Source organism: Halomonas faecis (assembly GCF_010993975.1).
Classification (GTDB): Bacteria; Pseudomonadota; Gammaproteobacteria; order Pseudomonadales; family Halomonadaceae; genus Halomonas; species Halomonas faecis.
Window position 1 is genome coordinate 41,201 of sequence record NZ_JAACZO010000058.1, and the last position, 26,484, is coordinate 67,684.

Here is a 26,484-nt window from a genome sequence, read left to right on the forward strand (position 1 = left end):
TCGGGAGACCCCCTTTTGGTGGAATGCCTCGATCCAATGCCTGGCCATCGAGCGTATGATCGGATAGATTTGCCGTCATTCGGGCGATATTCCATCGAATCTTGCTGTAATCATCGCCTTGAGACACATCAACGACCATATTCACAACAATAGGTGATTCATGTCGAAGCTCGCTCATGCGCAGTGGTCATCGAAGATGGCTTTCATTCTGGCTGCCACCGGTTCGGCGGTGGGGCTAGGCAATATCTGGCGCTTTTCCTATATGGTGGGTGACAGCGGGGGCGCGGCCTTCGTATTGGTCTACCTTGCTTGCGTGGCACTGGTGGGCCTGCCGGTATTGGTTGCGGAATGGCTGATCGGTCGCCGTGGACAGGAGAACCCGATCAATGCCATGGCGGATCTCGCCAAGCGGGGCGGCCATTTCCCGGCCTGGGTGCTGGTGGGCATCAGCGGCGTGCTGGCGGCCTTCCTGATTCTCTCTTTCTATAGCGTGATTGGCGGCTGGTCGCTTTCTTATACGCTCAATACCGTGCTGGGTACCTTCGACGGGCAGGATGCCGATAGCGTTGGCGAGTACTTTGGCGCGCTACTGGGTAACCCCGGTATCTTGTTGATGTGGCACTCCGCTTTCATGGTGCTGGTGATCGGCATCGTGGCCCGCGGTGTCACCAAGGGGTTGGAAGGGGCCGTGCGCACTTTGATGCCGGCGCTGGTCGTGCTGTTGCTGATCCTGGTGGGCTATGGCATCACTACCGGTCACTTCGGCGAGGCCATGGCGTTCATGTTCCAGCCCGACTGGAGCGCGCTCTCCGGTGATGTCGTTCTCGCTGCCATGGGGCAGGCCTTCTTCACCCTGTCGCTGGGCATGGGCATCATGATGGCCTATGGCTCCTACCTGGGCGAGGAGGTCAACCTGCTGGGCACGGCGCGCACGGTCATCATCCTGGATACCGTCATCGCGCTGCTGGCCGGCCTGGCGATCTTTCCTATCGTTTTTGCCAACGGCCTGAGCCCGGGCGAAGGGCCGGGGCTGATCTTCGTCACTCTGCCGCTAGCCTTCGGTAGCATGACTGGTGGCACCATTCTGGGCTTGATGTTCTTCCTGCTGCTGACCTTCGCCGCACTCACCTCGGCCATCTCGCTGCTTGAGCCGGTGGTCGAGTTCGTGGAAGAGCGCACGCCGCTGTCGCGTCTGACTGCGACGCTGGCCAGTGGGGTGGCCGTCTGGGTACTGGGTATCGCTGCGCTGATGTCGTTCAACGTCTGGGACGATTTCCTGATCCTGGGGCTGAACGTCTTCGACCTACTCGACACCTTCACCAGCAAGATCCTGCTGCCGCTGACCGGTCTTGGCGCCATCGTGTTCGCCGCCTGGTGCCTGGATCGTCAGGGCGTGGCGCAGGAGCTCGAGCTTTCCGGCGGCACCGAGTCGCTGTGGGTCGTGGTGGCCCGCTACGTGGCCCCGCTGGGAGTGATCGCGGTGTTCGTCAACTCGCTGCTGGGGTGAGCCGCCCCTCCCGCTCCGTTGTACGGAGCGGGTACGCTTCACCGAGCCCGGCCGCCCCAGGGCGGCCGGCTCAGTGTTTTTCGTCGTCCACCAGGTCGGCGATATCGCGCTCGAGTCGTTTGAATTCGCGGTGCAATTCGATGCCGCGACGGGCGCGCAGGTTGCGCTGGGCAGCGCTGCGCGACCGCTGCTCGTGTGCCGCGACTTCCATGCTCATGTAGATGTCGAGAAGTTGGCTCTTGACGGAGGTGACGCGTTCGGCATTGTGCATGTTTGACTCTCCCTACTTTGTTGCGCTTCTCGTGGCGAGTTGAGGTCGCCTGCAAAGGTGCGGTGCAACACGCCAATTCTTACTATACCCTACTTGACAGAATGATGACGCTCTGGGCCATTCCACGTTCGGAGGACCCGGTTCCCCGGTCGGCGCTTGGATGGGGCATACTGTGAACACATCGGCATCGCGGCCGACCCATCCACTGTCATTACCAGTAAGGAGTTTCGCGTGAGCCGCGCCCTCTTCGATGACATGCGACGCCGTATGGAGCATTTTCGCCGCTCCGAACAGAAAGTGGCGCGCTATGTGCTGCGCAATCCCGAGGAAGTCATCCACATGCGCATCGTCGACCTGGCGACCGAAGCCAAGGTCAGCGAGCCTACGGTGGTGCGCTTCTGTCGGGCGTTGGGCTGCAATGGCTTTCAGGATTTCAAGCTCAAACTGGCTCAGATGCTGGCCTCGGGCAGCCAGTTCGCCCAGTTCTCGATGAACGACGACGACTCGGTGGCGGAGTTCTCCCAGAGCATCTTCGACTCCACTGTGGGTACCTTGCTGTCGGTGCGTGATCGCCTCGACAACGAGGCGCTGAGTCGGGCGATCCAGGCGTTGGCCATGGCCAACCGGGTGGAGTTCTACGGTTTCGGTGCCTCCGGAGCGGTGGCCTTCGATGCCCAGCACAAGTTCTTCCGCCTGCAGATATCCACCGCCGCCTATGCCGACCCGCACATGCAGAACATGTCGGCAGTGACTCTCAAGGAGGGCGACGTGGTGGTGGCCATCTCGCAGACCGGCCGTACCCGCGCGCTGGTGGCCAGCGTGCGTCTGGCGCGTGAGGCCGGGGCCACGGTGATCGGCCTGTGCCCCAGCGGTTCGCCGCTCGCCGAGGAAGTGACTCTGCCGCTCTACATCGACGTCCACGAAGACACCGAGATCTACACGCCGATGAGTTCGCGCATCGCCCACCTGGTGCTGGTCGACGTGCTCGCCGTGGGCGTGGCCAAGACCCGTGGCCCCAAGCTCGCCGAGCAGCTCAAGGCGGTGAAGAAGAGCCTGACGCCGCTGCGCTTTCCGGAACAGGAAGGCAAACCGTAGCCACCTGAAGACGCGGCTTACCCGGCGACAGGTCTACGCGGAGGCGCTGTGAACCCATCCTTGGGCGCTACATTCGTCATCCCTGACGAATGACCTTCGCTTCGACCTGTCCCCGGCGCCGCTCGCCTCGATGATTGGGCTGGCCGATATGCTAAGCTGAGCGTCCATTTTTCTACCCGCAGTAGCCCCCGATATGGACGACGTCACGGCGATCCTCGACCACCTGAATGCCGCCCAGCGCGAGGCGGTGAGCGCCCCTCAGGGCAATTTGCTGGTGCTGGCCGGCGCCGGCTCCGGCAAGACCCGTGTGCTGGTGCACCGCATCGCCTGGTTGATGCAGGCCGAAGGGCTCTCGCCCTATGCCGTGCTCGCCGTGACCTTCACCAACAAGGCGGCGCGCGAGATGCGCACCCGCCTGGAGGCGCTGCTGGGCCTCTCGCTGCGTAACGTGTGGGTCGGCACCTTTCACGCCATCGCTCATCGCCTGTTGCGTACCCACTGGCAGGATGCCCGCCTGCCGCAGCACTTCCAGATCATCGATACCGACGACCAGCTGCGCCTGATCAAGCGCCTGCTCAAGGAGCACCGGATCGACGACGAGCGTTTTCCGCCGCGTCAGGTGCAATCCTTCATCAGCGGCTGCAAGGAGGAGGGGTTGCGCCCGCATCAGGTCGACGCCCATGGGGATGCCTACCTCGGACAGATGGTCGAGCTCTACGAGCGCTATCAGCTCACCTGCGAACGCGGCGGGCTGGTCGATTTCGGTGAACTGCTGCTCAGGAGCCTGGAACTGTTGCGCGACAACCCGGCGCTGCTCGCCCACTACCGCGAGCGTTTCGCCCATGTGCTGGTCGACGAGTTTCAGGACACCAATACCCTGCAGTACGCCTGGCTGAAGCTGCTCACCGGCATGACCACGCCCATGACCGTGGTCGGCGATGACGACCAGTCGATCTATGGGTGGCGTGGGGCGCGGGTCGAGAACCTGCGTCGCTTCGAGCAGGAGTTCCCGCAGACTCATACGGTTCGCCTGGAGCAGAACTACCGCTCCACCAGCGTCATCCTCGATGCCGCCAATGCGTTGATTCGCCACAACGCCGACCGCCTGGGCAAGGCGTTGTGGACCGAAGGCGCCCATGGCGAGCCGATTTCCGTGTATTCGGGGTTCAATGATCTCGATGAGGCGCGTTTCATCGTCGATACCATCAAGGAGAAGGTCGACGCCGGTTTCAATCGCCGTGAAGTGGCCATCCTCTACCGCTCCAACGCTCAGTCGCGAGTCATCGAGGAGACGCTGATCCGCCAGGGCATGCCCTATCGGATCTACGGCGGCCAGCGCTTCTACGAGCGCCTCGAGATCAAGAACGCCCTGGCCTACCTGCGCCTGCTGCTCAACCGCGACGACGATGCTTCGCTCGAGCGCATCGTCAATGTGCCGGCTCGCGGTATCGGCACGCGCACCGTGGAGCAGGTGCGCAGCCTCGCCCGCGAGAGCGGCATCTCGCTGTGGCAGGCATTGCACGATGGCCTTGTCCAAGGAACCTTCAAGGGCCGCGCCGGTTCGGCGCTCACCGCCTTCGCCGACCTCATCGAAGGGCTCGACAACGAGACCGCCGGCATGGCCTTGAGCGAGATCGTTTCTCACGTCGTCGAGCGCAGCGGACTGATCGCCCATCATCAGAGCGAAAAGGGCGAAAAGGGCCAGGCCCGCGTCGAGAACCTCGAGGAACTGGTCAATGCCGCACGCGCTTTCACCCAGGGTGAAGCGCTCGATCCGCCCGAGGTGGGCGAGGGCAGCGTGGCGTTGGAGAGCTTCCTGGCCGAAGCCGCCCTCAACGCCGGCGACCACGAGGCCGATGATTTCGAGGATGGCGTGCAATTGATGACCCTGCACTCGGCCAAGGGACTGGAATTTCCGGTGGTGTTCATCGCCGGGGTCGAGGAGGGGCTCTTCCCGCATCGCATGTCGCTGGAGGAGGCGGGGCGCCTCGAGGAAGAGCGCCGGCTCTGTTACGTGGGCCTGACCCGTGCCATGCGTAAACTCTATCTCACCCATGCCGAGATTCGTCGCCTTCACGGCAAGGAAACCTACCAGCGCCCGTCGCGCTTCTTGCGCGAGATTCCCGAGGAATTCCTCGAAGAAGTGCGTCTGCGCGGCCAGGTCTCCCGGCCGGTGACCGCCACCCGCCCGGCCGTGGGGTTGTCGCGTCAGACCTCGGTGGATGGCGGCGACGATCTGCCTAGCCTGAGCCTGGGGCAGCGCGTCAGTCACCCGGTGTTCGGTGAGGGCGTGATCCTCAATGCCGAGGGCGAGGGACAGCGTGCCCGGGTGCAGGTGAGCTTCGAGGGCGAGGGGGACAAGTGGCTGGTGCTAGGCTTCGCCAAGCTGACACCTCTGTAGGGAAGCGTCGAGTCATGGCTGCGCTCCATATCCTGGCCGCCCACGGTACCGAAGCGCCGCACCGTCGAAGCGTCGGGCCGCACAAGCTTCAGCGAGCGTGGCCAGTCTCCGTTCGCTCGCGACATGAGACGGCGCTTTCCCGGGGGATAAAGCGGTGCGTTAATTGCCCGGTCAATTGGTCGGCTTGCCGGTTAAATTGACCTTGCCGCATACTCTGGTGTGGACACGCCGCGTGATAGCACGCGGGACAGAATAATTCACCCCGGAGTCATGCCTGCCATGCAACGCCGTCACTTTCTCAAGAACACGCTCAAGACCGCTGGCTTGGGTGCCGCCGGTATCGCTGCCGCGCCTTTCGTTTCGACCGCCAAGGCCCAGGAAACCATCACCTGGGACATGGTCACGTCGTGGCCGAAGAACTTCCCTGCGCTGGGCACTGGCGCCAACGATTTCGCTGCGCGCATCGAGCGGCTCTCGGCCGGACGCATGCGAGTCCGCGTGCACGGCGCTGGCGAGATGGTGCCGCCGCTGGAGGTTTTCGATGCCGTGGCCGCCGGCACTGCCGAGATGGGCCACTCCGCCTCCTACTATTGGCGCGGCAAGCTGGCTGCCTCCCAGTTCTTCACCGCCGTGCCCTTCGGCATGAACACCACCGAAACCAACGCCTGGCTCTATCATGGCGGCGGTCAGGAGCTGTGGGACGAAGTTTACGCCAAGCACAACCTCAAGCCGTTCCCGGTAGGCAATACCGGCACCCAGATGGCCGGTTGGTTCAAGAAGGAGATCAACTCACTGGAAGACATGCAGGGCCTCAAGCTGCGCTTGCCCGGGCTGGCCGGCGAGGCGATGAATCGCATCGGCGTCACCACCGTCAACATGCCGGGCTCGGAGATATTCACCTCCCTGCAGACCGGCGTGCTGGATGCTGCCGACTGGGTGGGGCCCTACAACGACCTGGCGTTCGGTCTGCACGAAGTCGCCGACTACTACTACACGTCGGCCTGGAACGAGCCATCGGCGATCCTCGAGGGTACCGTCAATCTGGATGCCTGGAACGAACTGCCCGATGACCTCAAGGCGGTGGTCACCGAAGCGGCGCGTGCCTCCAATCTGGCGATGATCAGCGAGTTCGCCTTCCGCAATGCCCAGGCACTGGATACGCTGGTCGACGAGCATGGCGTACAGTTGAGGAGTTTCCCCGAGGACGTCATGGCGGCACTCCATGAGGCTTCGAAGGAGGTCATCCAAGAGCAGGTGGACGACGATGCCGACTCGGCCAAGGTCTACGAGTCCTACATCGCCTTCCAGAAGCTGGTGCGCCGCTTCAGTGATGTCGGCGAATTTGCTTACCTCAAGGCCCGCGAACAGGTCGGTGCCTGAAGGGAGCCGTCAGCGGCCACGTGATCAGGGGGCGCCGTAAGGCGCCCCTGTCATTGGTGGGCGTTGCGGTGCACGGAGCGGATGCGGCCGTTGTCGTCGAGGGCAACCATCACGAAGTGTGCCTCGGTGACCTTGTTCAGTTCGTCCGGATCGCGTTCGTGGGGCGAGCGAATCCAGACTTCCACGTCGATCTTGATCGAGCTGTGGCCGATATCGCGGACGCGGGTGAAAATGTTGACCGTGGATCCGACCTTGACCGGACATAGAAAGTCCATGCCCTCGATGGCCACGGTCGCCGTGCGGCCCATGGCTTCTCGACCAGCGGCCAGTTCGGCGGCCTGGTCCATGTGGCGCACCAGCCAGCCACCGGGTATGTCGCCATAGAGGTTGGTGTCCTGGCGGCTGGCCAGCAGTTTCAGTGTCAGTTGCCCCTGTGGGGCGGGTATATCATCGAGGTCTGTCATGAGGTGTCGCAAGCTCGGCTTGTTGTTGTGGATGACGGCGCTATGTCGCGACGGTGTTGCGATGCAGCGCCGACGCCTGGTGCGCCATCTTATACGTCTTGGGCGTTCGAGCTCCAGCCTGGCAGGGCTGCTGGTCGTCGGTCTGCTGCTGGCCGCACCGCTGCGTGCCGAGCCGGTAGGTACGCTGGGGACCATGGGCTCCGATACCCTGGCGGGACTGATGCTGCGCTGGGGCGAGCAGCTCACCGCGCGCCATCCTGGCATTCGCCTGCAGCTGCAGGCCAGCGGCTCGGCCAGTGCGCCCCCGGCCCTCACCGCGGGCACCACTCGGCTGGGGCCCATGTCGAGGCCCATGCGTGAGGTCGAACGGGAGGCGTTCATCGCCCGCCACGGCTATCCGCCGGTAGACATCGAGATCGCTCGCGACGCCCTGGCGGTAGTGGTGCATCGCCACCATCCCTTGGCGGCGCTCGACCGGCAAACCCTGGATGCCATCTTCTCGCGCACGCGCCACTGCGGCGGCGAGCGAGCCATCACCCGCTGGTCTCAGCTGGGGCTGGAGGCACCCCCGGGGCGTATCGAACTGCATGGCCGCAACCTGGCTTCCGGCACTTACGGGCTGTTTCGCGAGCGGGCCTTGTGCGGCGGTGAGTATCGCCATGGGCTGAGCGAGCATCCCGGCTCGGCGGCCGTGGTGGCAGCCGTGGGCGAAACGCGCAGCGCCATCGGCTATGCTGGCCTCAACCATCTCACGGCGTCGGTCAAGGCCCTGGCGCTCGTGGACGATAAGGGCGTTCACCACCGGCCCACCGTCGAGGCGGTACGCCGTGGCGACTATCCGTTGAGCCGTTCGCTCTATCTCTATCTCAACCTGCCGCCGGACGGTGCCTTGCCTGCCGTGGAGCGAGCCTTCCTGGATCTGGTGCTGTCGCCGGCAGGCCAGGCCAGCGTGAGGTCACTGGGCTTCGTGGCGCTGCCCGAGGCGCAGCTGGCCAGCCAACGTCGTCGTCTGGGATTGGCTCCGCTGGGCGACGACTGAGCCTGTCACTCATCTGTCATCAAGGTGTCTTACGCTGCAGCGCATGATCGACCGCTTACCCCTCTCGTTGCCACGTACCCGTCGGCGTCACCTGCGTGACCGCCTCGCCACCGGCTTGATTGCCGCCGGTGGTATCGGCGTGATCCTGGCCGTGCTGGCCATCGGGCTTTTCCTGGCAGTGGAGGCCGTGCCGGCCGTGCTGGGGGGAGGGCTGGAAATCGACAGAATTCGGACGACCTTGACGCCGATCGCCTGGGGCACCCTCAAAGCGGCATTCTGGGCACTGCTCTTCGCCATACCGCTGGCGCTGGGCGCGGCGATGCATTCGGCGCTGTTCATGTCGCCCCGACTGCGGGCCCGGCTCAAGCCGACCCTGGAGCTGATGGAGGCGCTGCCGGGCGTGGTCATCGGCTTCGTCGCCGGCCTGGTGCTGGCGCCCTGGGTGGAGCGCCATCTGGCCGAAACCCTGGCCCTGCTGCTGATGGTGTTGCCGGCCGTACTTCTGGCGGGTGCGCTATGGCGTTGGTTGCCGGCTGGCGTGCGTCGCGGCTTGCCATTGAGCTGGGCGGGGCTGTGGTTGGCGCCATGGCTCATTGCACTGGGCTGGGCAGCGGTGGCTGTTGCACCGGTGATGGAATCCCTGCTTTTCGGTGGCGACCTGCGCGGCTGGCTGGATGCCGAGCTGGGGCTGCACTATGCGGCACGCAATGCGCTGATCGTCGGGTTCGCCATGGGGTTCGCCGTGCTGCCCAGCGTCTATGCCCTGGCGGAAGAGGCGCTAGCTGGCGTGCCGGGCAACCTCGCCGAAGGCGCCCAGGCGCTGGGTGCGACACGCTGGCAGGCGCTGTGGCGAGTGGTATTGCCGGCGGCGTTGCCGGGGATCTTCGCGGCGGTGATGATCGGCGCCGGCCGCGCCGTGGGCGAGACCATGATCGTGCTGCTGGCCAGCGGCAATAGCGCTCTGATGAGCGCCAGCCCCCTGGAAGGCATGCGGACCATGGCGGCGAGCATCGCCATCGAGCTGCCAGAAGCCACCCCGGGCAGCGCTGACTATCGTCTGCTGCTGCTGGCCGCGCTGGCGCTGTTCGTTTTCACCTTTCTCGTCAATACGCTGGCCGAGGTGGTTCGCACGCGGCTGGATCGTCGCTATCGTCGTTTGGGTGGATCGGCATGAGTCTGGTTGAACGGCTCCGCCGCCGTCGGCCGGTCAACGAAGGCGCTGGCGCCTGGCTGGCTGCCGGCAGCGTGGCGCTGTCGCTGCTGCTGCTCGGCGGTTTGTTGCTGCTGATCGCCGTACGTGGCCTGGGGCACTTCTGGCCGGCTTCCGTGGCGCTGGTGGAGCTCGACGACGGCCGCCAACTGGCCGGTCGAGCCGTGCGTGAGCTACCGCTGCCCGAGAGTGGTGGGCGCGAACGCCTTTATTTTACTGGCAACCGCGATCTGGATGGTGGAGTCTGGGAGTGGCTGCCGGTGGCGGAGATCGCCGCGCAGCGCTACCCCGGCGACCTGGTGGTACTCGAGCGGCAGCGCTGGGGCGATTTCATCGGCCGACTGGTGGCCGTCGAGCCGCGCGAAGCCGAGGAGACGCCCAGGCAGTCCGATCCGGAGGCCGCATGGGTGCAGTTGCAGGCACGGCTGGCGGAGCTGGAAACGCTACGGGAAGCGCGAGAGGCTCTGGAGCGCGAAACGATCCGTCCCTTGGCACGCCGCCTCGAGGCCGACCCCGATGACGGTGAAGCACGCGCGGCCCTGGCCGCCGCGACGGCAAGCATCGCCCGCCAGACTGCGGCGATGAGCAAGACCACGCTGGTGCTGGAAAGCGTTTCCGGCGATCGGTTTCGCCAGCCGCTCGATGCGGTGCTGGGGGCTTCCCGACCCAACGCCATGTCGCCGGGCGAGAAGCTGGTCGCCTGGACGCAGGGAGTGTGGCGCTTTCTTTCCGAAGGCCCGCGTGCTGCCAACAGCGCCGGCGGCGTGTGGCCGGCGATCTTCGGCACCGTGCTGATGGTGATGTTGATGTCGCTGCTGGTGACGCCCTTCGGGGTGCTGGCGGCTTTCTACCTCAACGAGGTGGCCCATCAGGGGCGCTTGACGCGGCTGGTGCGCATCGCTGTGCGCAACCTCGCTGGCGTACCGTCCATCGTCTATGGGGTATTCGGGCTCGGGGTGTTCGTCTACGGCATAGGCGGCACACTGGATGAATGGTTCTTCGGCGATAGCCTGCCTTCTCCCACCTTCGGTACCGGCGGTCTGCTGTGGGCCTCGCTGACGCTGGCCCTGCTCACCCTGCCGGTGGTGATCGTGGCCACCGAGGAAGGGCTGGCGCGCATTCCCGACCACCAGCGGGAAGGTGCCCTGGCACTGGGCGCCACGCGCCTGGAGATGCTCACCCGTGTGGTACTGCCCATGGCAGTGCCGGCCATGCTCACCGGGGTGATCCTCGCCGTCGCTCGGGCCGCCGGCGAAGTGGCGCCGCTGATGCTGGTCGGCGTGGCCAAGCTGGCCCCACAGATACCGGTGGACGGCGACTTCCCCTTCCTGCATCTTGACCGCAAGTTCATGCACCTCGGCTATCACGTCTACGACACCGCCTTCCACGGCGATGACGTCCAGGCGGCGATGCCGCTGGTGTTCGCTACGGCATTGCTACTGGTGCTGGTGATCCTGGTGCTTAACCTGACTGCAATATTTCTGCGCCATCATGTTGGATCGCGCCATGCCAAAACGGCGCATTGATGGGAAAGGGGGGATGGTGAATCCGCCAGTCATCGACTTTCCGCTCGAAGCGAGTTGCTTCGACATTGCGGGACTGAGCCTCGCCTACGGTGATACGCAGGCGCTCGAGGCATTGACCTTGCGCGTTCCGCGGCACCGCGTGACCGCTTTCATCGGGCCGTCCGGTTGCGGCAAGTCGACGCTGTTGCGTGCGCTCAACCGTCTGCACGATCTCGACGAGACGGTGACGCAACGTGGCACGATTCGCTTCGAGGGGCAGGACATTCATGCCCGCGCGGTGGCGGTGAATGAGTTGCGACGCCAGGTCGGCATGGTCTTCCAGGCGCCCAATCCCTTTCCGATGTCGATCTACGACAACGTGGCCTTCGGGTTGCGGTTGCAGGGAGGGCTCACTCGGCGGCAACGCGACGATGTCGTCGAATGGGCGCTGGGCGCCGCGGCTCTGTGGGATGAAGTGAAGGATCGCCTGAGCGATTCGGCTTGGTCGCTCTCCGGCGGTCAGCAGCAGCGTCTGGTGATCGCCCGTACCCTGGCCGTGAAGCCATCGGTGCTGCTGCTCGACGAACCGGCTTCGGCGCTCGATCCGATCTCGACGCTGAAGATCGAAGATCTGATCCGTAGCCTCAAGGGCCAGCTCACCCTGGTGCTGGTCACCCACAACATGCAGCAGGCGGCGCGGGTTTCCGACTATACCGCCTTCCTGCAGCAGGGCCGGCTGGTGGAGTATGCGCCCACCGACACCCTGTTCACCAACCCGCGCCTGGCGCGCACCGAGAACTACATCACCGGCCGCATTGCCTGACGTTCTACAGAATCGGTCGACGGCACCCCGAGGAGGTTCCGATGGACATCACCAGTGAAACCCATAGCCAGCACATCTCTCGCCAGTTCAACCAGGAGCTGGAGGAGCTCAAGACCCACCTGATGACCATGGGAGGCCTGGTCGAACAGCAGGTCCAGCAGGCCATCCAGGCGCTGCTCGACGGCGATAGTCGCCTGGCCGAGGAGGTCAGCGAGGGCGATCATCAGGTCAATGAGATGCAGCTCAAGATCGATGACGAGTGCACCCGCGTGCTGGCCCGGCGTCAGCCGGCGGCTTCCGACCTGCGCCTGGTGCTGGCGGTGATCCGCGCCACCGCCGACCTGGAGCGCATCGGCGACGAGGCGAGCAAGATCGCCCGCAATGCCTTGACCCTGATCGAGAGCGGCAACGGCGTGCGCGGTCTGGTGGAAGTTCGCCACATCAGCGAACACGTGCGCAAGATGTTGCGCGATGCGCTGACCGCCTTCGCCCGCTTCGATACCGAACTGGCATTGCAGGTGGTGCACGAGGACGATGCCGTGGACGACGAGTACGGCAGCGCCATGCGCTCGCTGATGACCTTCATGATGGAGGACAGTCGCGCCATCGGCCCGGTGCTCAGCGTGATGTGGATCCTGCGGGCCCTGGAGCGGGTGGGCGACCATGCCGACAACCTGGCCGAGTATGTCATCTATCTGGTCAAGGGCCTGGACATTCGCCACATGGACCCGGAACAGCTCGACGAGAGCGCGCTGAAGCGCAAAGGTTGAAACGGCGCTCGACTTAGTGGTCAATACGGACCGTTGCCGAGTGCGACGGTTCGTTCCCTGACCTCGAGGAAGCGCCATGCTCGACGCCTTCACGGCCCTGACCCGCGGGACGCGGCTGGTCTACACCCGCGGCCTGCGGCGCTATGTCTTCGCGCCGATACTGGTCAATCTGCTGGTCTACTCCACCATGCTCGGCTACGTGGTGACGAATTTCGGCGGTTGGCTGGATGCCTGGATGGCCATGGTGCCCGGCTGGCTGGGCTGGCTCGAGTGGTTGATCTGGCCGCTGTTCGTGATCAGCCTGCTGGTGATCGTCTTGTTCACCTTCACCCTGGTGACCCACCTCATCGCCGCCCCCTTCTACGGCTTTCTGGCGGCCAAGGTGGAGATCGTCGCCACCGGACGGCCGCCCCTCGATGACCGTGGCCTGGCCAGGGCCGCCGTGGACGCCCTGGGCCGCGAGTTGGTCAAGCTCGCCTACATCCTGCCGCGGGCGCTGCTGCTGTTCATCGTCAGTTGGATCCCCGGCCTCAACCTGGTGGCACCGCTGCTGTGGGCGCTGTTCTCCGCCTGGGTGATGGCCATCACCTACCTCGACTACCCCATGGACAACAACCAGGTGAGTTTCGCCGACATGCGCCGCCGCCTTGCCCGTCGCTGGTGGCCGACGCTCACCTATGGTGGCTGGGTGACCTTGATCACCTGGGTTCCGCTGGCCAATCTCTTTCTGTTGCCCGGTGCCGTGGCGGCGGCCGTGCTGATGTGGGAGCGACACTACGCCTGCGACATCGCGACGCCGTGAAGGCGGTTGGCGGCTGCTATCATGGCTCGAGCCCGGAAGCGTTATCCAAGGTCGGCACGGCTTGTCGACCGCGTACCATCATGAGGAGAGTCCATGCGTTCCATCCTGCCCCTATTGCTGGCCAGCGCGCTGCTGGCAACCCTGCCCGCCCAGGCCCACGAAAGCCATCTGGACGACGTACGCATCGCCCATCCGTTCGCCACTCCGGCACCGCCGGGCGTCCCCCATGGTGCGGCCTACCTGGACATCGGCGTGGAGGGCGACTCACCGGCATTGCTGGTGGGGGCGAGTTCACCAGCCAGCGAGAGCGTGGAAATTCACGACATGGCCATGGACGATGGGGTGATGCGCATGCGCCGTGTCCCGCAACTCGAGATCGAGCCCGGCACCACGCAACGCATGCGTCCTGGCGGCGGCTACCATCTGATGCTGATGAACCTCGTGGCCCCGCTCAGCGAAGGCGACCGCTTTCCGCTGACCCTGGAGTTCGCCGAACGTGGCGACGTTCAGGTGGAGGTGTGGGTGGAGAGCGCCCAGGAGGGCAGCGAGGCCGCCGACGGGCATCATGAGCACTGAGGCGCCAGGGCCGCCGGCGAGTGACAGGCTTAGGCGGCTTGGATTGACCGCAGGTGCGGCTGCGGTCAATCCCCTCTCCCTGTACCTGTAGCATTAACCGGCATTAATGTTTCTTTAAGTAATTGAAAGTATTAAAAAGTATCAGACGATTTGATCGTCATCATATGTGAGTGTCATTCCATTCATCCTAATGTCCTAGTGTTACTTAGTGAGGTAGACTTGGCCGCCCAGGCTAGGATTGCCACGTCTCACCGCTAGGGCTATCGTCATGAAACCCACGACCCACGACCCACGCAAGCTGATTGAACCCTCGCTCGTCTTTCCGCTCTTCGTCGTCATTCCAGGCTTTTCCCTGCTGTATCTGAAGAAGTGGAAGGCTGCCTTCGCCTTCTTGTTCACCTGCACCATCATCGTCGCTGCCATTTTCTGGCTGTCACTGGAAGAACGAACGGTGGTCGCTGCCACCGTCATCGTCGCTCTTCATGGCGTGGTCAATTCGGCTCTCCTCGTCATCCAAGGGGAGAAGACATGAATGCCCGTGTCGAATATACGGATGCGTCTACCGACGAAATCGACCTGCGGGACATCGCCGTTGCCCTCGTGGAGGGTTGGCGCTGGATAGTCGGTGCCGTCGTGGCTGCAGTGGCCCTGGCCCTGGTCCATTTGTTCATGACGACGCCGGTTTACAATAGCGAACTGGAAACCTCCCCTTTCCCCGATGGACTCAGGGAAATCAATGCCATCGAGGGCTACAGCTATTCCGAGGAGAGGGCTTTCAAGGAGTTCGTGCAGCGGACCTCTTCCTACCAGCTCTTTCAGCGGTTCATCGAAGATTCCGACAGGCCGGCATCCGAGTGGGGCATCCCCGCAGCTGGAGAGCCCGGTGACGCGAGTTTCGACACTGCGCTGCGCCGTTTTTTCAATGACCGCTTCTCCGTCAGCCGGCCCGACGACGGGGGCGCCGTGCTGCAGCTCTCCTACCCTCAAGGCGTGCAGGGCCACGAATTGCTGAACGCCTATGTCTCCTGGGCGAGCTCCGATTTTTCCGGCGTTCTCGTCAACCGTGCGCAGCGGGCCGTCGACTCGTCGATCTCCCGCAATGAAGCGAGAATGGAAGCGCATTTGACAGCGTATGAAGACGAAGTGAGCGCTCGCATCGACAGGCTATCCGAGGATGACCAGATTCGCTTGGAACGGCTTCGCGATCGGCTGGAGGCCGAGAAGCGGGCAGTGGTCGCGGCGCGTGAAGAGCGAATCAGGCTTCTGACCCAAGCCGAGCACATTGCCGAGCAGTTGGGCATCGAGAGGCCCACCACACCGCGCGACCTCGGCCGGCAAAGCGGCGAGCGCGATATCGTCTATGCCGAAATCAACTCCCAGGATGGCCTCCCCTTGTATTTCATGGGAACGCGCGCCCTGCAGGCCGAGCGCCGGGTGATCGAGGAGAACCTGAATCAGGAGGCCAAAACGTCGGCGATTCGCGAGATCGAAAAGGAAATCGCCCAGTTGGAGACCAACCACGAGATACAGGCCATGCTGGCCCGGCAGAGTCATTCGCCCTTCATCGATGCGTACAACTCCCTCAAGCAGGACAATGCCCTGCTGCGTGCCAATGTGGTTCGCTTGGAGGACGTTCAGGTGACGGACGTGACGCAGTGGGCTTACGAGCCTGAAGCTCCAGACTCGCCCAGGGCGAAGCTGGTGGTCGCCTTGGCGCTGGTGCTGGGTGGCATGGGTGGCATCTTGCTGGTGTTCATCGCCAATTTCGTCAAGAGTCTTCGCGCCTATCGGCGACAGCGGGCAGCGATCTGACGGGTGGTGCAGCCTGGGCGCTATCATTACGCAACCGCGACGGCGGGAAATGGCAACGAAAGCGTGCTCCCTGGCCGGGGTGGGAATCGATTTCCAGATGGGCGTCGTGGCGCAGCAGCACGTGCTTGACGATGGCCAGCCCCAGGCCGGTGCCGCCGGTGGCGGTGCTGCGCCCCTTGTCGACGCGATAGAAGCGCTCGGTGAGGCGGGGAATGTGCACCGGGTCGATGCCTTCGCCGTCGTCTTCAACGGCGACGCAGGCGCCGTCACCGCAGGGCATCCAGCGCAGCACGATATGGCAACCGTTGCCGGCATAGCGCACGGCATTGAAGGCCAGGTTGGAAATGGCGCTGCGGACCTCGGATTCGCTGCCGATCAGGCGCCGCGACTCGTCGATCGCCACTTCCACCGTCTGGCTCTCGCCGGCCAGCGCCTGGACGTCGCGACGCACGCTCTCCAGCACGGCGGCGACATCCAGCGGGCCATGGTCATGCCCGCCGCGATCGATCTCCAGCCGCGATAGCAGCAGCAGGTCATCGACCAGGTTCTGCATGCGTGTGGTCTGGCTCTGCATCTGCGAGACTCCCTTGGCCAGTCGTGCGGGTAGGGTATCGGCGAGGTCGCCGAAGGTCTCGAGGTAGCCGGCGAGCACGGTCAGGGGCGTTCTCAGCTCGTGGGAGACGTTGGCCACGAAGTCGCGGCGCATCTCCTCCAGGCGATGCAGGCGGGTGATGTCGCGGGCCATCAGCAGGCGTTCGTCGTCGCCATAAAGCGTGAGCTGGAATTGCAGTACCTGGCGTTCGTCGATGGGCGAGGGCAGGGTCAGCGGTTCACGGTAGTCGCGGGCGTTGAAGTAGGCGACGAAACGTGGGTCGCGAATCAAGTTGGTGATGTGTTGGCCGCGATCATGGGCAGGTTGTAGCCCCAGCATGCGTTCGGCGGCGCTGTTCCACCACTCGAGGTCGCCGTGAGAGTCGAGCATGACCACACTGTCGCGCATCGCCTCGGAGGATTCCTGGATGCGGCGCAGAGTGGACCTTAGCCGCTGCTGGGTGTGGCGCTGCCCTTTCTGGTAGCGATAGAGCCGGTCGAAGAGCTCGCCCCACAGGCCGTTGGCCGCCGGCGGTTCGGCCTGTGGGTTGCGGGTCAGCCAGCGGTGCAGGGCGCGCAGCTGGCGCAGATGATAGGCCAGACACACGGCCAGCCCGATGGCCAGTCCCAGAGCGGGTGATGAGAGAGGCCAGCCGATCAGCGCGCCGACGCCGGCCAGCCACGTCAGGCGCCATAGCTCACGGCTCCAGGGGCGTCTCACGTCAAGCCTTGGCGGAGAACCGGTAGCCGGTACCGCGTACGGTCTGGACGAGGTGCTGGTGGCGCTCGCCGAGCACCTTGCGCAGGCGGCGAATGTGTACGTCCACGGTGCGTTCCTCCACATAGACGTTGCCGCCCCACACCTGGTCGAGCAGCTGGCCTCGGGTATAGGCGCGCTCCTGGTGCGTCATGAAGAACTGCAACAGGCGATACTCGGTGGGGCCGATCTCCAGGGGTTTGCCATTGGCGCTGACCCGGTGGCTGACGGGGTCGAGCAACAGGCCGTCGATCTCGACCGGGTCTTCCACGCCTCGCGGCGTGGCACGGCGCAGCACGGCCTTGAGCCGGGCCACCAGCTCACGCGGCGAAAACGGCTTGGTGATGTAATCGTCGGCGCCCGCTTCGAGACCCTGGATCTTGTTGTCCTCCTCGGTCTTGGCGGTGAGCATGATGATCGGCAGCTCGGCGGTGGTTTCCTCGCGCTTGAGGCGCCTGGCCAACTCGATGCCGCTGGTGCCGGGCATCATCCAGTCGAGCAGCAGCAGGTCGGGCTGGTGATCGACCACCATGGCGTGGGCATCCTGGGCGTTGTCGGCCTCCAGCACGCGGTAGTCGGCCATCTCCAGCGCCACGGCGATCATCTCGCGGATCGATGCCTCGTCATCGACGATCAGAACGGTCTTGGCAGTCATCCCGGGCCCTCGCAGTCAGTGGCGGCTCGATGACGATTTCACCACCACATCATGACAGTTGCGTGACAAGGTAGCCATGCCGCTCTCAGCTCGCGTTGGGCCACAGGGCGAGCGCGATCCCGGCGAACACCAGCAGCCCCGACCAGTGGTTGTTGAGGAATGCCTGGAAGCAGCGCTCCCGCTCGCGATGGCGAATCAGTACCTGCTGGTGAACGAAGGTGGCCGCCATGGCGGCGAGCCCCAGCCAGAAGAAGCCGCCCAGCGCCAGGCGCAGGCCGACCCAGGCCAGCAGCGCCAGCGTCAGACCTTGCAGCAGGGCGATCATCAGCCGGTCGGCGCGGCCGAAGAGCACGGCGGTGGACTTGATGCCGATCTTGAGGTCGTCGTCGCGATCGACCATGGCGTATTCGGTGTCGTAGGCCACCGTCCAGGCCACGTTGGCGGTGAACAGCAGCCATGCCTCGGGGGGGATCTCGCCCAGCACGGCACCGAAGGCCATGGGAATCGCCCACGAGAACGCAGCACCCAGGAACAGCTGCGGAAGGTGGGTGTAGCGCTTCATGAACGGGTAGATGAAGGCCAGTACGACGCCGACCAGCGAGAGCATCACGGTGAAGAGGTTGGTGAACCACACCAGTACGAAGGCCGCGATCACCAGGGTGGCGAACACCACCTGGGCTTCGCCCTCGGTGATGCGGCCGGTGGCCAACGGACGGTTCTTGGTGCGCTTGACGTGCCCATCGAAGTGGCGGTCGGCATAGTCGTTGACCACGCAGCCGGCGGCGCGCATCAAGTAGACGCCGGCAACGAAGATCAGCAGCACGTGCCGTTCGGGAATGCCGACAGCGGCCACCCACAGCGCCCAAAGGGTTGGCCACATGAGCAGCCAGGTACCGATGGGCCGATCCAGACGCGTCAGGTGCAGGAAGTCGGGAAGTCGCGAAAGCCCCGTGGGGCGCAGCAGCGTGCGGTCCATCTCAGCCTCGTGAGCGGGTATGGCGGGGGTGAGAGACAGCGTCCGGGCGACTCGGGGCGCGGCATGCTGTCGAGCCTTGGCCAAGCCTAGCGTGGCGGCAGCGCCAAGTCATCCGCCATGGTATCCAGAAAGAACTCCTGGACCAGTACCGCAAAGCGGCCATGACGAAACACCGAGCGGCGCCCCCAGGGGCCGGGGGCGTCATGGAAAGGGGCGGCAACGGCCGTGACCTCGATGGGGCTTCGCTCGAGATCCGGCTGACGAAACAGCCAGCTGCCCAGCGACCGCTCGCCAAGCTGGCCCAGCCGGTAACCCCGCAGGCGCGTGAGCGGGGCCACGGAGCGCGCGACGACCCAGGGTCGCTCCTCCAGACACAGCGCCACCTCACGCAGCCAGGTGTAGCGGTTGGCCGGCAGCCCCAGTGCCCGAGCTTCGTCGGGGCGAGGCCGGCCCAGGCGTTGGCTGAGCAGGCGAACGCGGAAGCGGCGTCCCTCGCCGGCGGCGATCAGCCGGGCAGTGAGCGAGTCCCGCGAGGCCACCCAGCGCCACCAGGCCGGGGCCATGGCCGGACGAGCGGCGGTCAGGGGGCGCCAGGGAAGGGCGCTGGCGGCAGGACAAGCAGGGGCGTTTCTCACCCTACGGCTGCAGGTCACCGGGTCTCTCCACGTCATGCGAGGGGCGGATAGTGTACCATGCGCCGCAATACCGATTCCCGATGCGCACCATGGTTCGGCATCGGGTCGCAAGCCAGAGAGACGCTCATGACCGTTCCGTTGACCATCGTTGGTTCCGGCATGGCCGGCCTGGGCCTGGTACGCCAGCTTCGCGCCCTGAAGGATGACCGGCCGATCACCGTGATCACCGCCGACAGCGGCGACGACTATTCCAAGCCGCTGCTCTCCACCGGCTTTGCCAAGGGGCTGCCGCCCGAGTGTCTGGCCATGCAGTCGGCGCTGGGCGTTGCCGAGCGGCTGAACGTGGCGCTGCGCTCACACACCCGGGTCGATGCGATCGACCTTGAGGCGCGCACGCTGCGCATCGGTGCCGAGCGCTTGCCGTGGAGCGAACTGGTGCTCGCCACCGGTGCCAGTCCGGCCATGCCGTTTTGCGTGCCTCCGGCGCTCGGCGACCGGGTGTTCCAAGTCAACGACCTCGACGACTATCGCGCCTTCCATGGGGCCCTCGAGGCGCTGAACCATCCGGCTCGGGTGGTGATCGTGGGCTTCGGTCTGGTGGGCTGCGAGTTCGCCAACGACCTGGCGGCGGGAGGGCATCGGGTGGCGCTGGTGGCGCCTGAGGCGGCACCGTTGCCGCGGCTGCTGCCGGAGCCGCTGGGTCGGGCGCTGGGTGAGGCGTTTGGCGAGGCCGGCATGAGCCTGCACACGCGGTGCAGTGTGGCAGGGTTCTCGCGGCAGGGTGCTGACGTGGGCGTCGCGCTCGATGACGGCAGTCAGCTCGATGCCGATCTGGTGCTGGTGGCCACCGGTCTTCGGCCGCGCACGGCGTTGGCCGAAGCGGCAGGACTGCCGGCAGGGCCGGCGGGCATTCACGTCGACCGGAGGCTCAATGCGGCTCCCGGCGTTCATGCCTTGGGCGACGTGGCCTGTGTGGATGGGGTCAATGCCATGTATGTACAGCCGCTGCAGGCCAGTGCCAAGGCGCTGGCCCGGACGCTGACCGGCACGCCCACCGAGGTGGGCTTCGGTGCCTGGCCGGTCATGGTCAAGACGCCGCTGCTGCCGGTGGTGGCATTGCCGCCGGCTGTGGCGCCGGCACGTTGGCGGCTCGATGGCGAAGGTAAAGATTGGGTGGCGCTTGCCGAAGGCGAAGACGAACGTTTGATCGGATTTGCGTTGACAGGACGCTGCGTGCGGCGGAAAGTTGAGCTGGCGCGGGCCGCACCGGCGTTGCTAGGCTAGGTTCGGTATCGTCGCTACGGGCAACCGCCGTGGCGGCGCATCCGGCCAGTATCATGCGCTATTCGATAACAAGGTCGCCGGTGATGCACATCGCCGGGCAACATAGCCAACATTCAGGAGGGCTTTATGCGTAAACCAGAACTCGCCGCGGCGATTGCCGAACGTGCCGATCTCTCCAAGGACAAAGCGAGCCAAGTGCTCAACGTCATTCTTGACGAGATCACCGGCAGCGTGGCTCAGGGGCAGGACGTCTCGCTGATCGGTTTCGGCACCTTCACCGTGCGCGAGCGTGCTGCTCGCACGGGCAAGAATCCCCAGACCGGCCAGCCGTTGGCCATTCCGGCCAGCAAGACGGTGGCTTTCAAGCCCGGCAAGGGCCTCAAGGATGCCGTCGGCAAGGGCTGACGGGCTCCCATGGCGCGGTCTGCTCGATGGCAGGCCGCGGCGCTCCCCCCCCCTCCCCGTTCGAAGCGGACTCGACATGAAGCTTCAACTGACGCTGTGGCTGTTGGGATGGATGCTCAAGCGCGCGCTGAAGCGCAAGCCGCGTTTCCGTGACAGTCTGAGCGAGATGCGCGGCCTCGATTGGGGCATCGCCACCGAAGATCTCGCCATTGCCCGCCACTACCGCATGTCGCCGCGAGGCATCGAGACGGGCCGCGGTCTGCCGGTGGATCTCGATCTGGAATTGCGTTTCGTTGACGCCGCCACGGCGCTCGAGATCCTGCGCAAACCCACTCAGCAGGCTTTTCTCGACGGCATGATGGCGGGCCGGGTACGCCTGGTCGGCGACTCCAGCGATCTGCAAAAGCTGCAAAAGCTTCTGAAAGCGCTTTAAGAGCGCTGTTGGCGAGTTGCGAGATACGAGCCACGAGCTTCGAGCCACGGGTTTCGATGGGCGAGTTAGACTATGGCCCGTAGCCCGTAGCCCGTAGCCCGTAGCCCGTAGCCCGCAGCCCAGCGTCACACTTGCCCATAACGCCCGGCCTCTGCGCCGAGCCAGCGGCGGATCAGCGGCTGGCTGGCCTCGGGGCGGCTGGCGAGCAAGGCGTCGGCCAGCGGGGCGACCCGTTCGAGGAGGTCGGCATCGCGCTCCAGGTCGGCGATCTTCATCTGTGCCAGACCCGTCTGGCGGGTGCCCAGGACCTCGCCGGGGCCGCGCAATTCCAGATCTTTCTCGGCGATGCGGAAGCCGTCGGTGGTCTCGCGCATCACCGCCAGGCGCTCCTTGGAGTGGGCCGACAGCGGCGGATGGTAGAGCAGCACGCAGTAGCTCTCGGTACTGCCGCGCCCCACCCGGCCGCGCAGCTGGTGGAGCTGGGAGAGCCCCAGCCGCTCGGGGTTCTCGATGATCATCAGGCTGGCGTTGGGTACGTCGACGCCCACCTCGATCACCGTGGTGGCGACCAGCAGATCCAGTTCACCGGTCTTGAAGGCCTCCATCACCGCGGCTTTCTCGGCGGCCTTCATGCGCCCGTGGACCAGGCCGATGGCCAGCTCGGGCAGCGCCTCGGTGAGTTCGTCGCGAGTCGCCTCGGCGGCCTGGCACTCCAGCGCTTCCGACTCTTCGATCAGAGTACATACCCAGTAGGCCTGGCGACCATCGGCGCAGGCGTGGCGAATGCGTGCCACCACCTCGGGACGGCGTTCGTCGGGCACCACGACCGTTTTTACCGGGGTACGGCCGGGGGGCAGCTCGTCGATCACCGAAACGTCCAGATCGGCGTAGGCGCTCATGGCCAGAGTGCGCGGAATCGGCGTGGCGGTCATCACCAGTTGGTGGGGCGTCAGGCCTCCGGCCTCGCCCTTCTCGCGCAGAGCCAGACGCTGGTGCACGCCGAAGCGGTGCTGTTCGTCGACGATGGCCAGACCCAGACGCTGGAAGTGCACGTCCTCCTGGAAGATGGCGTGGGTGCCTACCACCAGGCGCACGCGGCCGTCGAGGATGGCCGACTTGGTGTCGAGGCGCGCCTTGCCCTTGAGTTTGCCGGAGAGCCAGGCCACCTCGATGCCCAGCGGGGCGAACCAGGCCTGGAAGGTGCGGTAGTGCTGTTCGGCGAGAATCTCGGTGGGTGCCATCATTGCTGCCTGGCAGTCGCCGGCGATGGCGGCGAGCGCGGCCATGGCGGCGACCACCGTCTTGCCGGACCCCACGTCGCCCTGTACCAGTCGCAGCATGGGCACTTCCCGGGCCAGGTCGGCGGCGATCTCGTCGAGCACGCGGCGCTGGGCGCCGGTCAGCGAGAAGGGTAGCTGGGTAAGAAAACGTGCCTGCAGGCCGCGCCCGCTGGGCAGTGCCGGTGCGCCATCCCGCTGAATTTTCAGGCGCACCTCGCGCAGGCTGAGGTGGTGGGCGAGCAGTTCCTCCAGCGCCAGACGGCGGCTGGCCGGGTGGCGTCCGCTGGCCAGGGTTTCGGAATCGATGTCCGGCGGCGGGCGGTGCAGCACTTGCAGGCAATGGTGCAGCTCGGGCAGGTCGAAGCGTGCGCGCAAGGGGTCGGGCAGCCAGTCGGGCAGCGCTTCCGGAGTATCGTCGAGTTGGGCAAGTGCCTGTTCGACCAGAGCCCGCAGGCGGCTTTGATGCAGCCCCTCGGTGGTCGGGTAGATCGGTGTCAAGTGATCTTCCACCGGGGCAACGCCACTACCCAGCAGCCGATACTCCGGGTGGTAGAGTTCGAGCCCCGTGGCGCCGGCTCGGGCCTCGCCGAAGGCGCGCACACGGGAGCCTGGGCGAAACTGTTGCTGCTGGGCCGGCGAGAAGTGGAAGAAGCGCAGGCTGAGGATGCCGGAGCCGTCGCGCAGGCGCACCAGCAGGCTGCGTCGGCGCCCCCTCACCACCTCGCTCGCTGCCACCTCGCCCTCCACTACCGCCTCCATGCCCGCCCTGAGAGTGGCAATGGGGGTGATGCGGGTGCGGTCCTGGTAGCGCAGCGGCAGGTGGAAGAGCAGGTCGGCCACGCTGGATACGCCCAGGCGGGCGAGCTTCACTGAGAGCGCGTCACCCACTCCCTTGAGGTCGGTGACGGGAGCGTCGAGGGTGCTCATGCCGTCTCGGGGAGCGCTTCATGGCAGCGCAGAATGGCGCTGGTGACGGCGTCGATGGCCTTGGGCCGCGGAAAGCTGGCACGCCAGGCGACGGCCACGGTGCGTGACGGCGCCGGCTCGCGGAAGGGGCGACTGATGAGCAGCCCGCTCTCGTAGCGGCCGGTGCCGATGGCCGATTGGGGCAGCACGGTGATACCGAGCCGGGAGGCCACCATGTGGCGTATCGTTTCCAGCGAGCCGCCCTCGGCGGTGAGGGTGTTGTTGGGGCTCGCAAGCTTGTGGCTGATGGCCGGACAGGCCTCGAGGATCTGGTCGCGGAAGCAGTGGCCTTCGCCGAGCAGCAGCAGCCGCTCCTGGAGCAGGTCTTCCTTGTCGATGTGGTCGCGCTCCGCCCAGAAGTGATCGGCCGGCATCAGCACCTCGAAGGCTTCTTCGTAGAGCGGTTTGGTGACCACGTCGGTTTCGGTGAAGGGCAGGGCGATGATGATGGCGTCGAGCTCGCCGCTGCGCAGCTTGCGGCGCAGGTTGCCGGTGAATCCCTCCTCGATGTAGAGCGGCATCTGCGGCGCGCTTTGGGCCAGCGCCGGCACCAGCTGGGGAAAAAGGTAGGGCCCGATGGTGTAGATGGCGCCGATGCGCAGAGGGCTGGCCAGCTGATCGCGGCCCGCCGAGGCCAGCTCCTTGATGACGCTGCTCTGCTCCAGCACGCGCTGGGCCTGTTCGACGATCTTCTCCCCCATCGGGGTAACCTGTACGGTGGACTTGGAGCGTTCGAAGAGGGCGACGCCAAGCTCCTCCTCGAGCTTCTTGACGGCCACCGACAGCGTCGGCTGGGACACGAAGCAGCGCTCGGCGGCGCGCCCGAAGTGGCGCTCCTGGGCCAGTGTCACGATGTAACGAAGTTCTGTTAGAGTCATGATGGTGCCCGCTGGGCATCCTCTCGGACGATGGATGGGTGGCTTTCCGATAGGGACTTTTTATCAGGGGGCGAGAGAAAGGTGAAGAAGACGACGCTGATTCTGGGCTGTGGCGATATCGGCCAGGCATTGGGCCGCGAGTTGATCGATGCGGGACACCGGGTGATCGGGGCGCGACGCCATGTCGCGGCACTGGACGGCAGCGGTATCGAGCCGCTGGCGCTGGATCTCGGCGACCCGGCTTCGCTCGACGCCTTGCCGGATGCCGACTACGTGGTCTACGTACTGAGTGCGGACCGCTTCGAGGAAGCCGCGTACCGGGCCGCCTATCCCGATGGCCTCAAGGCGGTACTGCGCACCTACGAAAATCGCGAACGGGCCCCGCAGCGCCTGCTCTTCGTGTCGTCCACCAGTGTCTACGGTCAGAAAGAGGGCGAGCGGGTCGACGAAGAGAGTCCGGCCGAATCCGCCGGTTTCTCTGGCGTGTTGATGCGAGAAGCCGAGCAGGCGCTGCACGATAGCCCCATTCCCGGCACCGTGGTGCGCTTTTCGGGCATCTATGGCCCGGGCCGCGATCGCCTGATCCATCAGGTGCTGGAAGGCCGCATCGCTCCCACGGCACCTCCCATGTACTCCAACCGCATTCACCGTGACGATTGTGCCGGGGTGCTGGCTCATCTGCTTGGGCTCGGCGAGGCCGGAGAGCCGGTGGAGCCGCTGTATCTGGCCAGCGACTGCGAGCCGGCGCCACTCTATGAGGTGATGCGCTGGATGGCCCAGCAGCTCAAGGTCGAACCCACCGAGGTGATACAGGCGCCACTGCGCAAGCGTGCCAGCAAGCGCTGCGACAATACGCGCCTGCGCCAATCCGGTTATGAGTTTCGTTACCCCGATTACCGGGCGGGCTATGCCCAGGTGATGAAAACGGGTGGATTTCTGACACAGCCAGTCTGAGTCAGTTGGTGCACCAGCATTTGGTCAGCCATATGCAGCCGAGCTGAATGCTGGCGCTATGCATCGGAGGCTGGCGGTGACTGTGCCAGGGTTCGGTAGCAAGCCCCGCGGTGGTCGGTCACCGACTGCATCAGAGCGATACGGTCGTAGAGCCAGCGCCAAGCTGGCGGTGGGGGAAGGGCTTGGCTGTCCTGCTTCGTTGCCTGCCGCAACAGGGTGACGTGGGGCAGGAAGCGCCCGCTGCGACCGGTGATTCCCTGACCTTCGAGAGTTTTCCAGAGGCGGTGGTGCAGCGCCGTGAGTACGGGGTCGGGGCGCTGCCCGCCTATCCAGACGATGCCCGGGCGGCGAAAATGACCCCAGGCATCCAGCCGCCATTCGCCAGGGGCCACGGTCAGGCCACGCACCCAGTTGGCCAGTGCCTCGGCACGGGTCTCTTCCACTTCGCCGAGGAAGGCCAGCGTTAGGTGCAGGTTGGCCGTCGGCACCCGCCGCCCGCCGCAATGGGCATGGGCGATATCCGCCAGCTCGCCGAGGCGCAGGCGCAGCTCGGGCGGCGGGTTCAGCGCCAGGAAGAGCCGCATGCGCGGCTCAATCCCCTATCACCATGATCGCTTCCGCCTCGACCTGCGCGCCCTTGGGCAGCGCTTTCACGCCTACGGCGGCACGGGCCGGGAAAGGCGCGTCGAAGAACGCCTCCATGACCTCGTTGACGATGGCGAAGTTGTCCAGGTCCACCAGATAGAGGTTGAGCTTGACGATGTCCTGCAGCGAGCCGGCGGCTTCTTCGCAGACCGCCTGGAGGTTGGTGAAGACCTGGCGCGCCTGGGCCTCGAAGTCGTCGGAGACCAGCGACATGGTGGCTGGGTCCAGCGGGATCTGGCCGGAGAGGTAGACGGTATTGCCGGCCTTGACGGCCTGGGAATAGGGACCGATGGCAGCGGGTGCATTGTCGGTATTGATGACGGCTTTGTTGCTCATGGGAGCCTCCTGGTTGGGTATGCGAGTCGTAACG

Annotated in this window: 27 protein-coding genes; 17 read left to right on the top strand and 10 right to left on the bottom strand. The window is 65.3% G+C overall.

Annotation, left to right across the window (positions count from 1 at the left end):
* Positions 1–160: 160 nt before the first annotated feature.
* Entirely contained in the window at positions 161–1,507 is a 1,347-nt protein-coding gene (locus tag GFD32_RS18195; RefSeq protein ID WP_163577996.1) for a sodium-dependent transporter, read from the top strand.
* Between the two features lie 70 nt (positions 1,508–1,577).
* On the opposite strand, the gene GFD32_RS18200 is transcribed toward GFD32_RS18195, so the two are convergent.
* Positions 1,578–1,778, bottom strand: a complete 201-nt coding sequence (locus GFD32_RS18200) for a PA3496 family putative envelope integrity protein (protein WP_163577997.1) — start codon at positions 1,776–1,778, stop codon at positions 1,578–1,580.
* Positions 1,779–2,009: 231 nt separating this feature from the next.
* Between GFD32_RS18200 and hexR the strand changes: the two genes are divergently transcribed.
* The 3 genes from hexR to GFD32_RS18215 all read left to right on the top strand — a co-directional run bounded on the left by hexR (position 2,010) and on the right by GFD32_RS18215 (position 6,654).
* Positions 2,010–2,873, top strand: a complete 864-nt coding sequence (hexR, locus tag GFD32_RS18205) for a transcriptional regulator HexR (RefSeq protein ID WP_163577998.1) — start codon at positions 2,010–2,012, stop codon at positions 2,871–2,873.
* A gap of 193 nt (positions 2,874–3,066) precedes the next feature.
* On the top strand, positions 3,067–5,274 hold the full coding sequence (gene uvrD, locus GFD32_RS18210; protein WP_163577999.1) for a DNA helicase II: 2,208 nt from the start codon (positions 3,067–3,069) through the stop codon (positions 5,272–5,274).
* A 279-nt stretch (positions 5,275–5,553) separates the two neighbouring features.
* Positions 5,554–6,654: a TRAP transporter substrate-binding protein gene (locus tag GFD32_RS18215; protein ID WP_163578000.1), complete on the top strand. Its 1,101-nt coding sequence runs from the start codon at positions 5,554–5,556 to the stop codon at positions 6,652–6,654.
* Between the two features lie 50 nt (positions 6,655–6,704).
* On the opposite strand, the gene GFD32_RS18220 is transcribed toward GFD32_RS18215, so the two are convergent.
* Positions 6,705–7,118, bottom strand: a complete 414-nt coding sequence (locus GFD32_RS18220; protein WP_205599164.1) for an acyl-CoA thioesterase — start codon at positions 7,116–7,118, stop codon at positions 6,705–6,707.
* Between GFD32_RS18220 and GFD32_RS18225 the strand changes: the two genes are divergently transcribed.
* The 9 genes from GFD32_RS18225 (at position 7,117) to GFD32_RS18265 (ending at position 15,655) form a co-directional block, all read left to right on the top strand.
* Positions 7,117–8,157: a PstS family phosphate ABC transporter substrate-binding protein gene (locus tag GFD32_RS18225; RefSeq protein WP_240455703.1), complete on the top strand. Its 1,041-nt coding sequence runs from the start codon at positions 7,117–7,119 to the stop codon at positions 8,155–8,157. The two genes, GFD32_RS18220 and GFD32_RS18225, sit on opposite strands and share 2 nt — an antisense overlap.
* A 43-nt stretch (positions 8,158–8,200) precedes the next feature.
* Entirely contained in the window at positions 8,201–9,331 is a 1,131-nt protein-coding gene (locus GFD32_RS18230; protein WP_163578002.1) for an ABC transporter permease subunit, read from the top strand.
* Complete coding sequence (gene pstA / locus GFD32_RS18235) at positions 9,328–10,893, top strand: phosphate ABC transporter permease PstA (RefSeq protein ID WP_163578003.1); 1,566 nt, start codon at positions 9,328–9,330, stop codon at positions 10,891–10,893. Before GFD32_RS18230 ends, pstA begins: the two co-directional genes overlap by 4 nt.
* Before the next feature lie 13 nt (positions 10,894–10,906).
* Positions 10,907–11,695 (top strand): phosphate ABC transporter ATP-binding protein PstB, encoded by a 789-nt coding sequence (gene pstB / locus GFD32_RS18240; RefSeq protein ID WP_163578004.1) that lies wholly within the window; start codon positions 10,907–10,909, stop codon positions 11,693–11,695.
* A gap of 41 nt (positions 11,696–11,736) precedes the next feature.
* Positions 11,737–12,465: a phosphate signaling complex protein PhoU gene (gene phoU / locus GFD32_RS18245; RefSeq protein ID WP_163578005.1), complete on the top strand. Its 729-nt coding sequence runs from the start codon at positions 11,737–11,739 to the stop codon at positions 12,463–12,465.
* 76 nt (positions 12,466–12,541) lie between these two features.
* A complete protein-coding gene (gene cysZ / locus GFD32_RS18250; RefSeq protein ID WP_163578006.1) occupies positions 12,542–13,267 on the top strand; it encodes a sulfate transporter CysZ in 726 nt (241 codons plus the stop codon).
* Positions 13,268–13,360: 93 nt separating this feature from the next.
* Positions 13,361–13,843 (top strand): copper chaperone PCu(A)C, encoded by a 483-nt coding sequence (locus GFD32_RS18255; protein ID WP_163578007.1) that lies wholly within the window; start codon positions 13,361–13,363, stop codon positions 13,841–13,843.
* Between the two features lie 268 nt (positions 13,844–14,111).
* Positions 14,112–14,375 (top strand): hypothetical protein, encoded by a 264-nt coding sequence (locus GFD32_RS18260; protein ID WP_163578008.1) that lies wholly within the window; start codon positions 14,112–14,114, stop codon positions 14,373–14,375.
* A complete protein-coding gene (locus GFD32_RS18265) occupies positions 14,372–15,655 on the top strand; it encodes a Wzz/FepE/Etk N-terminal domain-containing protein (protein ID WP_163578009.1) in 1,284 nt (427 codons plus the stop codon). Before GFD32_RS18260 ends, GFD32_RS18265 begins: the two co-directional genes overlap by 4 nt.
* Here GFD32_RS18265 and phoR read toward each other — a convergent pair.
* The 4 genes from phoR to GFD32_RS18285 form a co-directional block, all read right to left on the bottom strand.
* Positions 15,612–16,967: a phosphate regulon sensor histidine kinase PhoR gene (gene phoR, locus GFD32_RS18270; RefSeq protein WP_205599167.1), complete on the bottom strand. Its 1,356-nt coding sequence runs from the start codon at positions 16,965–16,967 to the stop codon at positions 15,612–15,614. The two genes, GFD32_RS18265 and phoR, sit on opposite strands and share 44 nt — an antisense overlap.
* Position 16,968: 1 nt before the next feature.
* Positions 16,969–17,658 (bottom strand): phosphate regulon transcriptional regulator PhoB, encoded by a 690-nt coding sequence (gene phoB / locus GFD32_RS18275; RefSeq protein ID WP_163578011.1) that lies wholly within the window; start codon positions 17,656–17,658, stop codon positions 16,969–16,971.
* 85 nt (positions 17,659–17,743) lie between these two features.
* Positions 17,744–18,634, bottom strand: a complete 891-nt coding sequence (gene ubiA / locus GFD32_RS18280; RefSeq protein ID WP_163578012.1) for a 4-hydroxybenzoate octaprenyltransferase — start codon at positions 18,632–18,634, stop codon at positions 17,744–17,746.
* Between the two features lie 86 nt (positions 18,635–18,720).
* Positions 18,721–19,287, bottom strand: a complete 567-nt coding sequence (locus tag GFD32_RS18285; RefSeq protein ID WP_240455704.1) for a chorismate--pyruvate lyase family protein — start codon at positions 19,285–19,287, stop codon at positions 18,721–18,723.
* Between the two features lie 108 nt (positions 19,288–19,395).
* Between GFD32_RS18285 and GFD32_RS18290 the strand changes: the two genes are divergently transcribed.
* The 3 genes from GFD32_RS18290 (at position 19,396) to GFD32_RS18300 (ending at position 21,391) form a co-directional block, all read left to right on the top strand.
* The gene (locus GFD32_RS18290) at positions 19,396–20,553 is read left to right on the top strand and encodes an FAD-dependent oxidoreductase (RefSeq protein WP_163578013.1); all 1,158 of its coding nucleotides are present in this window, start codon (positions 19,396–19,398) and stop codon (positions 20,551–20,553) included.
* A 126-nt stretch (positions 20,554–20,679) separates the two neighbouring features.
* Positions 20,680–20,958: an HU family DNA-binding protein gene (locus GFD32_RS18295; RefSeq protein ID WP_089682620.1), complete on the top strand. Its 279-nt coding sequence runs from the start codon at positions 20,680–20,682 to the stop codon at positions 20,956–20,958.
* 76 nt (positions 20,959–21,034) lie between these two features.
* Complete coding sequence (locus GFD32_RS18300; RefSeq protein WP_163578014.1) at positions 21,035–21,391, top strand: hypothetical protein; 357 nt, start codon at positions 21,035–21,037, stop codon at positions 21,389–21,391.
* A gap of 125 nt (positions 21,392–21,516) precedes the next feature.
* Here the strand turns inward: GFD32_RS18300 and recG are convergent, their stop codons facing one another.
* Both recG and GFD32_RS18310 read right to left on the bottom strand, forming a co-directional pair.
* Entirely contained in the window at positions 21,517–23,598 is a 2,082-nt protein-coding gene (gene recG / locus GFD32_RS18305; RefSeq protein ID WP_163578015.1) for an ATP-dependent DNA helicase RecG, read from the bottom strand.
* Positions 23,595–24,515, bottom strand: coding sequence for a hydrogen peroxide-inducible genes activator (locus GFD32_RS18310; protein ID WP_163578016.1), 921 nt, complete (start codon positions 24,513–24,515; stop codon positions 23,595–23,597). The genes recG and GFD32_RS18310 overlap by 4 nt, the downstream gene beginning before the upstream one ends.
* 81 nt (positions 24,516–24,596) lie before the next feature.
* On the opposite strand from GFD32_RS18310, the gene GFD32_RS18315 reads away from it, so the two are divergent.
* Complete coding sequence (locus GFD32_RS18315) at positions 24,597–25,469, top strand: SDR family oxidoreductase (RefSeq protein WP_163578017.1); 873 nt, start codon at positions 24,597–24,599, stop codon at positions 25,467–25,469.
* A gap of 56 nt (positions 25,470–25,525) precedes the next feature.
* Here GFD32_RS18315 and thpR read toward each other — a convergent pair whose 3' ends face one another.
* Positions 25,526–26,053 (bottom strand): RNA 2',3'-cyclic phosphodiesterase, encoded by a 528-nt coding sequence (gene thpR, locus GFD32_RS18320; protein ID WP_163578018.1) that lies wholly within the window; start codon positions 26,051–26,053, stop codon positions 25,526–25,528.
* Between the two features lie 7 nt (positions 26,054–26,060).
* A complete protein-coding gene (locus GFD32_RS18325; protein ID WP_163578019.1) occupies positions 26,061–26,450 on the bottom strand; it encodes a RidA family protein in 390 nt (129 codons plus the stop codon).
* Between the last annotated feature and the right edge of the window lie 34 nt (positions 26,451–26,484).

What these genes read in the sequence shown, in the direction of transcription:
- GFD32_RS18215 (WP_163578000.1), top strand. Translation starts at nt 5,554, where the DNA reads ATGCAACGCCGTCACTTTCTCAAGAACACGCTCAAGACCGCTGGCTTG.
- recG (WP_163578015.1), bottom strand. Translation starts at nt 23,598, where the DNA reads ATGAGCACCCTCGACGCTCCCGTCACCGACCTCAAGGGAGTGGGTGAC.
- cysZ (WP_163578006.1), top strand. Translation starts at nt 12,542, where the DNA reads ATGCTCGACGCCTTCACGGCCCTGACCCGCGGGACGCGGCTGGTCTAC.
- GFD32_RS18300 (WP_163578014.1), top strand. Translation starts at nt 21,035, where the DNA reads ATGAAGCTTCAACTGACGCTGTGGCTGTTGGGATGGATGCTCAAGCGC.
- GFD32_RS18290 (WP_163578013.1), top strand. Translation starts at nt 19,396, where the DNA reads ATGACCGTTCCGTTGACCATCGTTGGTTCCGGCATGGCCGGCCTGGGC.
- pstB (WP_163578004.1), top strand. Translation starts at nt 10,907, where the DNA reads ATGGTGAATCCGCCAGTCATCGACTTTCCGCTCGAAGCGAGTTGCTTC.
- GFD32_RS18200 (WP_163577997.1), bottom strand. Translation starts at nt 1,778, where the DNA reads ATGCACAATGCCGAACGCGTCACCTCCGTCAAGAGCCAACTTCTCGAC.
- phoB (WP_163578011.1), bottom strand. Translation starts at nt 17,658, where the DNA reads ATGACTGCCAAGACCGTTCTGATCGTCGATGACGAGGCATCGATCCGC.
- GFD32_RS18295 (WP_089682620.1), top strand. Translation starts at nt 20,680, where the DNA reads ATGCGTAAACCAGAACTCGCCGCGGCGATTGCCGAACGTGCCGATCTC.
- GFD32_RS18325 (WP_163578019.1), bottom strand. Translation starts at nt 26,450, where the DNA reads ATGAGCAACAAAGCCGTCATCAATACCGACAATGCACCCGCTGCCATC.
- GFD32_RS18255 (WP_163578007.1), top strand. Translation starts at nt 13,361, where the DNA reads ATGCGTTCCATCCTGCCCCTATTGCTGGCCAGCGCGCTGCTGGCAACC.
- GFD32_RS18265 (WP_163578009.1), top strand. Translation starts at nt 14,372, where the DNA reads ATGAATGCCCGTGTCGAATATACGGATGCGTCTACCGACGAAATCGAC.
- GFD32_RS18220 (WP_205599164.1), bottom strand. Translation starts at nt 7,118, where the DNA reads ATGACAGACCTCGATGATATACCCGCCCCACAGGGGCAACTGACACTG.
- pstA (WP_163578003.1), top strand. Translation starts at nt 9,328, where the DNA reads ATGAGTCTGGTTGAACGGCTCCGCCGCCGTCGGCCGGTCAACGAAGGC.
- uvrD (WP_163577999.1), top strand. Translation starts at nt 3,067, where the DNA reads ATGGACGACGTCACGGCGATCCTCGACCACCTGAATGCCGCCCAGCGC.
- ubiA (WP_163578012.1), bottom strand. Translation starts at nt 18,634, where the DNA reads ATGGACCGCACGCTGCTGCGCCCCACGGGGCTTTCGCGACTTCCCGAC.
- phoU (WP_163578005.1), top strand. Translation starts at nt 11,737, where the DNA reads ATGGACATCACCAGTGAAACCCATAGCCAGCACATCTCTCGCCAGTTC.
- GFD32_RS18230 (WP_163578002.1), top strand. Translation starts at nt 8,201, where the DNA reads ATGATCGACCGCTTACCCCTCTCGTTGCCACGTACCCGTCGGCGTCAC.
- thpR (WP_163578018.1), bottom strand. Translation starts at nt 26,053, where the DNA reads ATGCGGCTCTTCCTGGCGCTGAACCCGCCGCCCGAGCTGCGCCTGCGC.
- GFD32_RS18195 (WP_163577996.1), top strand. Translation starts at nt 161, where the DNA reads ATGTCGAAGCTCGCTCATGCGCAGTGGTCATCGAAGATGGCTTTCATT.
- GFD32_RS18310 (WP_163578016.1), bottom strand. Translation starts at nt 24,515, where the DNA reads ATGACTCTAACAGAACTTCGTTACATCGTGACACTGGCCCAGGAGCGC.
- GFD32_RS18225 (WP_240455703.1), top strand. Translation starts at nt 7,117, where the DNA reads ATGAGGTGTCGCAAGCTCGGCTTGTTGTTGTGGATGACGGCGCTATGT.
- GFD32_RS18260 (WP_163578008.1), top strand. Translation starts at nt 14,112, where the DNA reads ATGAAACCCACGACCCACGACCCACGCAAGCTGATTGAACCCTCGCTC.